General features: G+C 74.4%; 9 protein-coding genes. 5 read left to right on the plus strand and 4 right to left on the minus strand.

Annotation, left to right across the window (positions count from 1 at the left end):
- Positions 1 to 105: 105 nt before the first annotated feature.
- Positions 106 to 2,133: a potassium channel family protein gene (locus V4Y03_RS02100; protein ID WP_332437088.1), complete on the minus strand. Its 2,028-nt coding sequence runs from the start codon at positions 2,131 to 2,133 to the stop codon at positions 106 to 108.
- Between the two features lie 425 nt (positions 2,134 to 2,558).
- Between V4Y03_RS02100 and V4Y03_RS02105 the strand changes: the two genes are divergently transcribed.
- Positions 2,559 to 3,851, plus strand: a complete 1,293-nt coding sequence (locus tag V4Y03_RS02105; RefSeq protein WP_332433785.1) for a D-alanyl-D-alanine carboxypeptidase family protein — start codon at positions 2,559 to 2,561, stop codon at positions 3,849 to 3,851.
- A gap of 99 nt (positions 3,852 to 3,950) precedes the next feature.
- Here V4Y03_RS02105 and V4Y03_RS02110 read toward each other — a convergent pair whose 3' ends face one another.
- Entirely contained in the window at positions 3,951 to 6,323 is a 2,373-nt protein-coding gene (locus V4Y03_RS02110) for an excinuclease ABC subunit UvrA (protein ID WP_317878536.1), read from the minus strand.
- A 188-nt stretch (positions 6,324 to 6,511) separates the two neighbouring features.
- A complete protein-coding gene (locus V4Y03_RS02115; RefSeq protein WP_317878535.1) occupies positions 6,512 to 6,754 on the minus strand; it encodes a DUF5133 domain-containing protein in 243 nt (80 codons plus the stop codon).
- 143 nt (positions 6,755 to 6,897) lie between these two features.
- Here V4Y03_RS02115 and V4Y03_RS02120 point away from each other — a divergent pair, with 143 nt between their 5' ends.
- The gene (locus V4Y03_RS02120; RefSeq protein WP_332433786.1) at positions 6,898 to 7,935 is read left to right on the plus strand and encodes an NAD-dependent epimerase/dehydratase family protein; all 1,038 of its coding nucleotides are present in this window, start codon (positions 6,898 to 6,900) and stop codon (positions 7,933 to 7,935) included.
- Between the two features lie 35 nt (positions 7,936 to 7,970).
- On the opposite strand, the gene V4Y03_RS02125 is transcribed toward V4Y03_RS02120, so the two are convergent.
- Positions 7,971 to 8,831, minus strand: a complete 861-nt coding sequence (locus V4Y03_RS02125; protein WP_317878371.1) for a glutathione S-transferase C-terminal domain-containing protein — start codon at positions 8,829 to 8,831, stop codon at positions 7,971 to 7,973.
- Positions 8,832 to 9,343: 512 nt separating this feature from the next.
- Between V4Y03_RS02125 and V4Y03_RS02130 the strand changes: the two genes are divergently transcribed.
- The 3 genes from V4Y03_RS02130 to V4Y03_RS02140 all read left to right on the plus strand — a co-directional run bounded on the left by V4Y03_RS02130 (position 9,344) and on the right by V4Y03_RS02140 (position 12,290).
- A complete protein-coding gene (locus V4Y03_RS02130) occupies positions 9,344 to 9,799 on the plus strand; it encodes an RrF2 family transcriptional regulator (protein WP_317878372.1) in 456 nt (151 codons plus the stop codon).
- 157 nt (positions 9,800 to 9,956) lie between these two features.
- Complete coding sequence (locus V4Y03_RS02135) at positions 9,957 to 11,270, plus strand: acyl-CoA dehydrogenase family protein (RefSeq protein ID WP_317878373.1); 1,314 nt, start codon at positions 9,957 to 9,959, stop codon at positions 11,268 to 11,270.
- A 147-nt stretch (positions 11,271 to 11,417) separates the two neighbouring features.
- Entirely contained in the window at positions 11,418 to 12,290 is an 873-nt protein-coding gene (locus tag V4Y03_RS02140) for a universal stress protein (RefSeq protein ID WP_332433788.1), read from the plus strand.
- The last annotated feature ends 14 nt before the right edge of the window (positions 12,291 to 12,304 follow it).

Genomic DNA, 12,304 nt, shown 5'->3' on the forward strand with positions numbered 1-12,304 from the left:
GAACGGTGGGACCGCCGGGGGTCGAGCGGTGGGGCTGCCGAGCGGGCGAGCGGTGGGGTGTGCACGGCAGCGCGGTCGAGCCGTCACGCTGGGGCGTTCGAGCGGTCAGATCCTACGGTCGGCTCCGGTCGGATCGCGCCGCGATTCCCAGGTTCCCTCCTCGCCCGTACGGCCGTCCGGCCCACCCCGGCCCAGGAGTTCGGCCAGGCCCCGGCGGGTCGCGGCCACGACGACCCGGTCATCCGGTCCGAGGACCCGCTCGGGGTCCAGACGCCAGCCCTGGCGTCCGTCCGCGGCGCCCGAGCGCGAGGCCGGTCCCGTACGCACGCCCGCTCCCGTACGCGAAGCCGGCCCCGTACGGGCGCCCGGGCCGGTAGGGGCTCCGGGCGCCGGTCCCGACCCGTCCAGGGCGATGACCCGCCAGGATCCCGCACGGAAGGCCTCCGCCACGGTCAGGCCGTCGAGCAGCGGATGGTCCGCGACGTCCACGGCGGCGAAGAGCAGGACCCGGCGCTCGACGGGGATCGCGCCCAGCACCCGGCGGCCCAGCATGGCGCCCGCGAAGGCGGGGGCCGCGAGGTGGGAGACGCTGCGGCTGCGCGTCAGGGCCCCGGGGTGGGCCGTGCGCAGGGTGCGGAAGACGGCGGTAGCGAAGTCGTCGTCGTACAGCCGCAGGACGACCCGGAGGTCGGGGGTGACGGCGCGGGCGGACAGCGCCGCTTCCAGGTTGGTGATGTCGACGCTGGTGAGGGCGAGCAGCGCGTGGGCCCGGTGGATGCGGGCGGCCTCCAGGACGCCCTCCTCCGTGACGTCACCGATGACGGTGGGGACGCGCAGGCGGCGGGCGACCGCGACGCCCCGGGCCTCCGGGTCGGACTCGACGCACACCACGGGGATGTTCAGTCTGCGCAGCCGGGCGAGGACCCGCGTTCCGACCTTGCCGAGGCCGAGGAGGACGACGTGGCCGGAGAGCCCTCGGGGTGGGCGCCGCAGGGTGGTCGCCGTACGGAAGGTGCCGAGTCCTTCGAGGAGGGCGGCGACGATCACCGGCAGCAGGAGCAGTCCGACGAACCCGGCGAGGATCTGGAGCACCTGACGGCTGGTCGGCTCCCCCACGGCCGGGTCTCCGATGGCGAAGATGTCGAGGAGGGTCAGATAGGCGGCGTGCAGCGGGTGGTCGCCGGTGGTGAGGGTGGAGGCGAGGGCCAGCGCGAGGACCGCGGCGGCGGCGCCGCTCAGGGACCAGCGGAGCCGCCGCGAGAAGAGGGACGCGACGGGCAGTGCGGAGGCGGCGAGGCGGGCGGTGGGCAGGGCGGGGCCCGCCGGGGTGACGGCTTCGAGGGTGACGGCGGCGCGGCCGGTGGCGGCGGCGACCGTGCGGTCGTCGGGCAGCAGGCGCGGGCCTTCGTCGCCGCTGCGTTCGGAGCCCTCGCAGCCCGCCGGGTCTCCGGCCGTGGCGGAGAGCAGCGCGAGCGTGCAGAGGCCGGGGTCGGGGGCCTCGCCCGCGGCGGGCAGCCGCTCGACGGCGTGCAGGAGGAGTCCGCCGGCCTGGACCACCTTGCTGGTGCCCGCGACGGCGGCGGCGGCGAGTCCCGGGGCGGCGGTGTCGACGTCGGAGAGGACGGTGGTGGCGGCGTCGAGCTTCTCGGGGTCGAGGCCCGGTTCGGCGACGGCGGCGGCCTGGTCGAGGAGGGTTTCGAGGTGCTGGCCGAGCTTGTGGTTGTAGAGCCGGATGACCAGCCGGAGTCCGGGGTTGAGGCGGCGGGCGGTGAGCGCGGCCCTGATGTTGGTCTCGTCGTCCTCGTGGACGAGGGCGAGCGCGGCGGCCCGCTCCACGCCCGCGTCGGTCAGGGCCCGGTCGTCGGCCTCTGCCGCTTCCACGACGCGCAGGGTGCCGGTGGGGTCGCCGCCGTCACCGCTTCCGGTGCTCGCGCCGGTCGTGGTGGGGACGGTGGTGCGGGCGACGGCGGCGGTGACCCGTCCGAAGAGGGCGAGGGCGCGGCCTGTGCGGGCGACGGGCGTGCGGGGCGCGTCGGGCCGTGCCGGGACGAGGAGCGTGACCCGTTCCCCGTACACCTCGTGCAGTTCGCCCGCGAGGCGGTGGGCGAGGGCGTCGTCCCCACAGACGATCATGTGCCCGGCGGGGGCGCTGCGGGGCTGCCGCTCGGACCGGACCGCGGGCACGCCGAAGGGGCCGCCGCCGGGGGCGCCGGGAGACCTGGCGGGTCCGGGGACCGGCCGGGAGGCCGGCTCGGTGGCCGGCGCCGACGGGCTCTCCGGGGGGCTACCGGGAGGAACGGCGTTGCTCTGGTGGGGGTATGAGGGCACGTCACAAGGATGCCCTGCGCCACCGACAACGGGACGGTGGGCCGTTTCGGAGCGGCACGGAAGCGGCACAAAGGAGGTACGGAAGTGGCACGGAGCGGTCAGGAGCCGTACGAAGCACGGTCCGGTGACGCATCGCGCGGCGCCGGGCGCCACACCCGTACGCCACACCCGCTACGCCGGTCGGCGCACTCCGATCTGCGCGTCCGCCGAGCCGTTCCTACGGTGGCTGAATGATCGTCACGTCAGCTGTCCGTCATGCCGCCGCCGGTTCCGCGGCGCTGCTGTTCGTGCTGCCCGTTCCGGCGGCCACGGCGTCCTCCGTCAGCTCGCCCTCCTCCGTCGCTCCGGTGACCCCCGTCTCCTCGGTCACCTCGGCCTCCTCCGTCGGGGAGCCGACGCCGCCCACGCGGCAGTACGTCGACCCGGCGCGGCTCGACCGGACGGGCACGCAGGTGCAGCCCCTGCCGGGCGCGCCCGCCGTGCCCTCGGTCTCCGCCCTGTCGTGGGTGGTGGCCGACGCCTCGTCGGGCGAGGTGCTCGCCGCGCGGGACGCGCACCGGAAGCTGCCGCCGGCCAGCACCCTGAAGACGCTGTTCGCCCTGACCGCGCTCCCCCACCACGAGCCGTCCGAGCGGCACACCGTGGCCGATTCCGAGCTGACCGGGATCGGGGACGGCAGCAGCCTGGTCGGGGTGAAGGAGGGGTACACGTACAAGGTCTCGGACCTGTGGAACGGCGTGTTCCTCAGCTCGGGGAACGACGCGGTCCACGTCCTGGCCTCGATGAACGGCGGCTGGGAGTCGATGACCCGGCAGATGCAGGAGAAGGCCGTGTCGCTGGGCGCCCGCGACACGCACGTGGTCTCCCCCGACGGGTACGACGCGCCGGGGCAGGTCTCCTCGGCGTACGACCTGGCGGTGTTCGGCAGGGCCGGCCTCCAGGACCCGCAGTTCACCCGCTACTGCTCGACGCCCTACGCGGACTTCCCGGCGGGCTCCTGGTCGTACGGCATCGCGAACACCAACCGGCTGCTCACCGGCGCGGACGGCGTGAGCCGCTATCCCGGGCTCATCGGCATCAAGAACGGCTACACCAGCAACGCGGGCAACACGCTGGTCTCGGCCGCCCGCCGGGACGGCAGGACGCTGGTCGTCTCGGTGATGAACCCGCAGGCCGGAGGCGGCTTCACGGTGTACGAGGAGGCCCGCGAACTGCTCGACTGGGGCTTCGCCTCGGCCCAGCGGGTCCGGCCGGTGGGCTCCCTCCTGCCGGTACGGGTGAAGGCGGCGTCCGACGCGGGCACCCGCGCGGTGTCGGTGGCCCGGGACGGCGGCGGCACCGACACGGACAGTACGGCGCCCCGGGCCGGTGCCGAGCGGGTGACCGCTCCCGGGAAGGCGGCGCACGGCGCGGCGCCCTCGGGCGCCTCGGCCGGTCTGTCGCTGGCCCTGGTGGGCTCCGCCTGCGCGGCGGCGCTCGCGCTGTGGGGCCTGCGGCGGCGGGCCGCCCACCGCGCGGGCTGACCGGCCGTCACCTCCCTGCTCCGCCACGCCCTTCCGGCCGTCACGCCCCGAACCCTCCGGGGCCGTGGCGGCCCACCCCGTACGACCAGGACCGTCACGTCACGCCCCCACGTACGCCGCCAGGTGTTCGCCGGTGAGGGTGGAGCGGGCCGCCACGAGGTCCGCGGGGGTGCCCTCGAAGACGATGGTGCCGCCGTCGTGGCCGGCCCCGGGGCCCAGGTCGATGAGCCAGTCGGCGTGGGCCATGACCGCCTGGTGGTGCTCGACGACGATGACCGACTTGCCGGAGTCCACGAGCCGGTCGAGGAGCCCGAGGAGCTGCTCGACGTCGGCGAGGTGCAGACCGGTGGTCGGCTCGTCGAGGATGTAGACGCCGCCCTTGTCGCCCATGTGCGTGGCCAGCTTGAGACGCTGCCGCTCGCCCCCGGACAGGGTGGTGAGCGGCTGCCCGAGGCTGAGGTAGCCGAGACCGACGTCGGCGAGCCGGGCCAGGACACGCTGGGCGGCCGGGGTCTTCGCCTCGCCGTCGGCGAAGAACTCCTCGGCCTCCGCCACGGACATCGCGAGGACCTCGCTGATGTCACGGCCGCCGAGGAGGTATTCGAGGACGGAGGCCTGGAACCGCTTGCCCTCGCAGTCCTCGCAGGTGGAGGAGACTCCGGCCATCATCCCGAGGTCGGTGTAGATGACGCCCGCGCCGTTGCAGGTGGGGCAGGCGCCCTCGGAGTTGGCGCTGAACAGGGCGGGTTTCACGCCATTGGCCTTGGCGAAGGCCTTGCGGATCGGGTCGAGCAGTCCGGTGTACGTCGCGGGGTTGCTGCGGCGCGAACCGCGGATCGGGGTCTGGTCGATCGAGACGACGTCGTCGCCCGCCGGGAGGGAGCCGTGCACGAGGGAGCTCTTGCCGGAGCCGGCGACGCCGGTGATGACGGTGAGGACCCCGAGCGGGATGTCGACGTCGACGTTCCGCAGGTTGTGGGTGGTCGCGCCCCGGATCTCCAGGGTCCCGGTCGCCTCCCGCACGCCGTCCTTGACGGAGGCCCGGTCGTCGATGTGGCGGCCGGTGACGGTGCCCGAGGTCCGCAGCGCGTCGAAGGGTCCCTCGAAGCAGACGCTGCCGCCCGCCGTACCGGCGCCGGGGCCCAGGTCGACCACGTGGTCGGCGATGGCGATCGTCTCGGGCTTGTGCTCGACGACGAGGACGGTGTTGCCCTTGTCGCGGAGCTGGAGCAGCAGCTCGTTCATCCGCTGGATGTCGTGGGGGTGCAGGCCGACGGTGGGCTCGTCGAAGACGTAGGTGACGTCGGTGAGCGAGGAGCCGAGGTGCCGGATCATCTTGACGCGCTGCGCCTCGCCGCCGGAGAGCGTGCCCGCGGCCCGGTCGAGGGAGAGATAGCCGAGGCCGATCTCGACGAACGAGTCCAGGGTCAGCTGGAGTGCGGTGAGCAGCGGCGCCACCGACGGCTCCGTCAGCCCCCGGACCCAGTCGGCGAGGTCGCTGATCTGCATCGCGCAGGCGTCGGCGATGCTGATCCGCTTGATCTTCGACGCCCTGGCACCCTCGGCGAGGCGGGTGCCTTCGCACTCGGGACAGGTGGTGAAGGTGACGGCCCGTTCCACGAACGCCCGGATGTGGGGCTGCATGCCCTCCTTGTCCTTGGCCAGGAACGACTTCTGGATCCGGGGGATCAGCCCTTCGTACGTCATGTTGATGCCCGCGATCTTCATGCGGGTCGGCTCGTGGTGGAGGAAGTCCTTCAGTTCCTTCTTGGTGTACTTGCCGATCGGCTTGCCGGGGTCGACGAAGCCGGACTCGCTGTAGAGGCGGTAGTTCCAGCCGCCCGGGGTGTAGCCGGGGATGGTGAGCGCGCCCTCGTCGAGCGACTTCGTGTCGTCGTAGAGCTGGGTGAGGTCGATGTCGGAGACCGTGCCCCGGCCCTCGCAGTTCGGGCACATGCCGCCGGTGCGGTTGAAGGTGGCCTTCACGGTCTTGCTGCCGCCCCGCTCGACGGTGATCGCTCCGCTGGCCTTCACCGAGGGGACGTTGAAGGCGTAGGCACTGGGCGGGCCGATGTGCGGCTCGCCGAGGCGGCTGAAGAGGATGCGGAGCATCGCGTTGGCGTCGGTGGCGGTGCCGACGGTGGAGCGGGGGTCGGCACCCATCCGCTGCTGGTCGACGATGATCGCCGTGGTGAGGCCGTCGAGGACGTCGACCTCGGGGCGGGAGAGCGTGGGCATGAAGCCCTGGACGAAGGCGCTGTACGTCTCGTTGATGAGCCGCTGGGACTCGGCGGCGATCGTGTCGAAGACGAGGGAGCTCTTGCCCGAACCGGAGACGCCGGTGAACACCGTGAGCCGGCGCTTCGGGATCTCGATGCTGACGTCCTTGAGGTTGTTCTCCCGTGCGCCGTGCACACGGATCAGGTCGTGCCGGTCGGCCGGGTGCTCGTCCACCCTGGGGGCCTTGCTCATCGTCTCTCCACCTGTCGCGCGCGGGGCCGAAACACGGACCGGCGCCGTCCCGTCGTGTCCGACGGCGGGCGTATCGCGGGGTCCGTGGCAGCCACGCTATCGGCGGCGGGACGGGGACGCTTCTCAAATCCTGACCGACCCTGTGACGCGCGGGCCCGGGCGTCCTGACCGACCCCGTGACGGGTGGGTCAGGCGCCGGGAAGGCCTTCGAGGGACTGCCGGGTGCGGGGGTGGGTTCCGGCCAGATGGCGTTCGGCGGCGTGGACGGCATCGCGGGCGGTGCGCTCTCCCATGAGGACGCACAGCGTGTACGCCGTGTCCTCGAAGCGCCGGCGGGCCGACAGGTCGCACGGCCTGGCCAGTACGGTCCGCTCCTGGTCGCGGTAGTGCCGGAGCAGCCGGTCGACCGTGTTCCTGTCGGGCAGCAGCATGGGTGTACTCCTGTCTCCTGAGTCGCTCCATACTCCCGGTCGACGGCCACACTCGCGACCGGCACGGACACGCTGTGTGACGGAACCGGTGCGGGGCCCTGCCCGGGGTGCGGTTCCGCCGCCCATGGCGGAGTGTCGGAGACATGAACCCGAGCACGATTTCGCGGGTGGTCGTCACCGGCGCCACCGGCAACGTGGGGACGAGCCTGGTCCGGGTCCTGGCGCGCGAGCCGCGCGTCGGCTCGGTCCTGGGGCTCGCCCGTCGGCGGCCCGGCCTGGAGATCCCCGGGGTGAAATGGGCCGAGGTGGACCTCTCCCGCGAGGAGGACGAGCCGCAGCTCGCGCGGTACGTGGCCGAGGCGGACGCGGTGGTGCACCTGGCCTGGCGGTTCGGCCCGACCCACGATCCGCTGGAGACCTGGCGGACGAATGTGCTCGGCGCGGTGCGGGTCTTCGACGCGGTCGCGGCGGCGCGGGTGCCGGTCCTGGTGCACGCCTCCTCGGTGGGGGCGTACTCCCCCGGTCCCGTCGGCGGTACCCCGGTGTCCGAGGCGTGGCCGACGCACGGCTGGCCGGGGGCCGCGTACACCCGGGAGAAGGCGTATCTGGAGCGGGTCCTCGACACCTTCGAGCGCGATCATCCGCTGATCCGGGTGGTACGGATGCGCCCGGCGTTCCTGTTCAAGGAGGAGTCGGCGAGCGGGCAGCGGCGGGTCTTCGCGGGGCGGTTCTTCCCCGGGCAGCTGATGCGGCCCGATCTGCTGCCGCTGCTCCCCGAGTTCAAGGGGCTCCGTTTCCAGGCCCTGCACACCGAGGACGCGGCCGAGGCCTATCTCCGGGCGCTGCTGCGGGACGTCCGGGGCGCGTTCAACCTGGCCGCCGAGCCGGTGATCGACGCGGCGGCCCTGGGCGAGCTGCTGAACGCCCGGCCGGTACGGGTGCCGGCGGGCGCCGTGCGGGGCGCCCTGTCGGCGGCGTGGCGGCTGAGGCTCGCCCAGGCGTCCCCCGGGCTCTTCGACGCGCTGCGGCAGATGCCGCTGCTGGCGACCGAGCGGGCCCGCAGGGAGCTGGAGTGGGAGCCGTCGCGGAGTTCGCTCGACGCGCTGGAGGCGTTCCTTCGCGGGGTCCGCGCGGGCGCGGGTGACGACACGGGGCCCCTGGCGGGGCATCGGATCGGCTGAACCGCCCTCGGTCGCCGGATCGGCCGGGGCGGGCGTCAGCGGGCGATGGCGGGCCAGTCGACGAGGCGGATGGCCGCGCCCGCCGCCTCCCGGCCCCGGCAGTGCGCGCGGTGGCGGCGCATGACCGCGTCGATGTCGAGGCAGCGGCTGAACTCGGGGCGCGCGGCGAGCCGTCGGGCGTACGCCCACAGGGCCGGGTGTGCGGCGACGCGGTCCATGGCGGCGGCGTCCAGGTGCCAGCGGTGGACGGTGTCGAGCTGGACCAGGGTGGTCCAGACGTGAACGTCCGCGGCGGTCGGCGCGTCGCCCAGCACGTACGGGGTACGGGCGAGCCGGCGTTCCAGGGAGCCGAGGGCCGCGAAGAGGACGGTGAGCGGGTCGCGGTGGGCGGCCTCGCCGTCGATCCCGAGTTCGCCGGCGCGCTGGGCGGCCCGGTTGACGCTGCGTTCGCACAGGTCGGCGATGGCCTCGATGGCGCCGCGGTGTTCCTCGGGCAGCAGGTCGGGGCCTTCGCCGCGGAAGCGGAGGGCGAGGTCGCGCAGGATGTCGGGGGTGTGGGTGCTGACGATCCGTCCGGTCCATCGGTCGCTGAGGACGGGTGCGGCCGCGGGCCCCTCGTAGAGGTACGCGCTCGCCTCGTACAGCGGGCGGAGCGCGGCGTATCCGCCGTCGGGCGTGTCGGGGGTCTCGGGGAGGACGGTGAGCGGGAGCGTGTCGTCGAGTCCGAGGAGGCTGTGGGTGAGCGCGATCCTCAGACAGCCCGGGGCGGAGGGCGCGACATGGAGGCGATAGCGGTGCGGTGCGGCGTAGTGGCCGCTGTGCACGTCGCGGCCGATGCGTCCGCGGAAGGCGGGGACGGCGGAGGCGGGCAGCAGCGAGGACGGGACGACGGACATGCTTCTCCCTTGGGGGTGCTCGGTGCTGGGCCGGGCGGCGTGCGACGGCACCGGTCGCGGACGGGCGACGGCGGTGCGGGCGGCACGGGGCCCGGGGGCAGCAGGGGTACGGGAAGGAGGAGACGCGCACGGATTCGGCGGAGCCGACGGGGCTGTTCCGGCCGTGCGAGGACCTCGCACGGGCCTCCGGCGACGGAAGGACGTCTCAGCGGGTGGGACGGGCGTTCACGCCAGGACGCCCCGCGGAGGGCCGGCACGCCGAAGTCCGGCCTCGTGAGGCCGACTCGCCGCGCTGCAGACCCGCAGCAGGTCGATGTGGCGGCGCGAGGTGAGGCGGGGCAGGGAGCGCGGGAGGGGCACGGCGTGTGCGGTGTCCCGCCGGCCGGTGCGTCGCATGGTTCCCTACCTGTTCGCTCGGGTTTCCCGTCCTTGAGTGTCCGACCGGCCGGGGGCGGCGTCAAGGTGCGGAACACGCCGTCCTCCCGGTCCCGCCCGTGCGGAATAATGCGCGCATGCGCATTTCAGCCAGGGCCGACTACGCGGTACGGGCCGCTCTCCAGCTCGCCGCCGCCCAGGACGCCGGGCCGCTGAAGGCCGAGGCCATCGCCGAGGGCCAGGGCATCTCGCACAAGTTCCTGGAGAGCATCCTCGGCGACATGCGCAAGGGCGGCCTGGTGCAGAGCCAGCGCGGCGGCAACGGCGGGTACTGGCTGGCCAGGCCGGCCGAGACGATCTCGGTCGCGGAGGTCGTCCGCTGTGTGGACGGCCCGCTGGTCTCCGTACGCGGGGAACGGCCGCCGGACCTGTCGTACACGGGCCCGGCCGAATCGTTGCTGCCCCTGTGGATCGCCCTGCGGGCCGGTGTCCGCCAGGTGCTCGGGGTCTCGCTCGCGGAGGTGGCGGCGGCCCGGCTGCCGGAGGGGATCGTGGCGCTCACGGACGACCCGGAGGCCTGGACCAACCCCTGACCTCCGAGGTCAACCCTCCCCCACCTGCGGCGACTTGCCGCCGTCTCGCGGATCAGGACGCCCTTGTCCAGCCCATGGACGCCCCTTGGGGCGGAGTGACCACCTCTGCCACTATCCCTACTGTTCCACTGGGGATTAAAGAATCAGGTGAGGTGACGTGAGCACGCCGAGGAAATCGCCGAAGAGACCAGCGGCACGCACCACTTCCGCACCTGCCGGCCAGCTCCCTGACGACGACTTCTGGCCCCGCGTCACCCGCGAACTCGCCGACGACCTCGCCGTCGACGCACTCGCCAGGGACCGGGCGGGCAAGGCTCCGTTCGACGAGGTCGCGCGGCTCCAGGAGGCCGGGCTGCCCGCCCTGCTCACGGCCCCCGGACCGGACCGCAGGGGCGCCGACTGGCGGGCCGCCTGCGCGGTCGTACGGGAGATCTCCGCCGCCGACAGCTCCGTGGGCGAGCTCCTCGCCCACCACTACGCGCTCTCCTGGAGCAGCCGCTTCCTCGACCCGGTCCGCGCGGCCGGCGCCCCGCTCGACGTACGGACCGCCGAGGAGAACTGGCTGCTCGCCGGGGGCGTCGAACCGCCCCGCGCGGAGACCGGCCCCGGCCTCGCGCTCACCCCCGCGGACGGCGAAGGAGGCGGCTGGGTCCTCGACGGAAGCCGTACGTTCTCCTCCGCCGTCGCCGTGGCGGACCGGCTGGTGGTCGGGGCGCGCGCCGACGGCACCGGCGACCTGCTGGTCGTCCTGGTGGACCCCGCAGCGCCCGGGGTGTTCACCGAGCCCGGGGCGGACCGGGTCGGCCAACGGCTCGCCGGGGCGGGCACCGTGACCTTCGACCGGGTGCCCCTCGCACCCGAGCAGGTCCTCGGCACGCTCCCCCACGACGAGCACGCCGTCGCGCCCTTCTCCGGCCTCGCCCCGCTCGCCCTGAGACTGCTCCTGGTCCATGTCGGCCTCGGCATCGCCGAGGGGGCGCTCGCCGAGGCCCGGGACATCAGCCGCGCCGGACAGGCGGGACCGCGCCCGGCCGGTCACCCGGACCGCCCCGCCACGGACGGCTCCGTGCCGGCCGGCGCCGGGGACGATCCGTACCTCCTGCTGGCCTACGGGGAACTGGCGACGGCCGCGCACGCCGCCGCGGCCGTGGTGGAGCGGGCCACCGACGCCCTGACGCGCGGTCTGCTCGCCGCGTGGACGCTCGGCGTGGAGGAACGGGCCGACATCGCCGTCCTGGTGGCGGCCGCCGAGACGGTCGCCGGCCGGGCGGCCGTCCACATCACCACCCGCATCCTGGAACTCGTCGACGGCACGGCGGGCGCCGAAGCCGGCACCGGCGGTCCCGGCTTCGACCGCTTCTGGCGCAACGCCCGCACGCTCACCGCCTCCACCCAGGCGGCCCACCGGCTGCGGGACATCGGCGACCACTACCTCAACGGAACCCACGCCCGGCTCACCCTGCTCGCCTGACGGCGGGGCCGCCGGAGTACGAAGGGCCGGACGGACCCGCATGTCGGGACGTCCGGCCCTCTCGCCGGGCGGCCGATGGGCCCAAGCTGGAGGGAGGAGGGCCCGACCACCGGGCGGGCCCGTCACCGCACCGACGGAGGCAGCCTGATGAGTCGTGAGATCGTCGCAGGAGTGGACGGTTCCCCGGAGAGTCTCGCCGCGGCCGACTGGGCCGCCCGCGAGGCCCTCCACCGGGGACTCCCGCTACGGCTCGCACACGCCTGGCGCTGGGAACCGCTCGACCTCCCCCTGGTCCAGGACCGTGCCACCCAGGAGCAGGCCGCCGAGGCGGTCCTGCGCGAGGCGGAGGCCACCGTCGCCGGACGGTACCCCGGACTCGCGCTCTCGGCCGAGGTCCTTCCCGACACGCCGGTCGCCGCGCTGCTCGGCGCCGAGGAGCGCGCCGAGATGCTCGTCATCGGCTCGCGCGGGCACGGCGCCGTCACCGGCTTCCTGCTCGGCTCGTACGGCCAGCAGGTCATCGCCGCCGCCACCCGCCCCGTCGTGGCCGTCCGGTCCCGCGACGGCGAACCGGCCGAACCGCCCACCGGACACGTGGTCGTCGGCCAGCTCGGCAGCCCGGAGGACAGCGCCGCCGCCCTCGGCTTCGCCTTCGCGACCGCCGCCGCGCGCGGGGCGTCCGTCCGGGCCGTCCGGGCGTGGAGCCTGCCGCCGCTCTACGCGTACAGCCCGGCCTCCATGCGGCTCGCCGACGAGGCCGGCGGGCTCGTCCCGTACGAGGAGAAGGCCCTGCGCGAGGCCCTCTCGCCCTGGCGCGAGCGGTACCCGGACGTGTCCGTCACCGAGCACGTCGAACTCGGCAGCGCCGGTCAGGTGCTGCTCTCCGGCTCCGGGGCCGCGCAGCTCCTGGTGGTCGGCCGGCGCGCCAAGCGGGGCGCCGTCGGGCCCCGGATCGGTTCCGTGGCGCACGCGGCGCTGCACCTCGCCCCGTGTCCGGTGGCGGTGGTCCCGCAGGGCTGAAAGGGTGCCGGAAG

The organism is Streptomyces sp. P9-A4 (assembly GCF_036634195.1).
Taxonomy (GTDB): domain Bacteria; phylum Actinomycetota; class Actinomycetes; order Streptomycetales; family Streptomycetaceae; genus Streptomyces.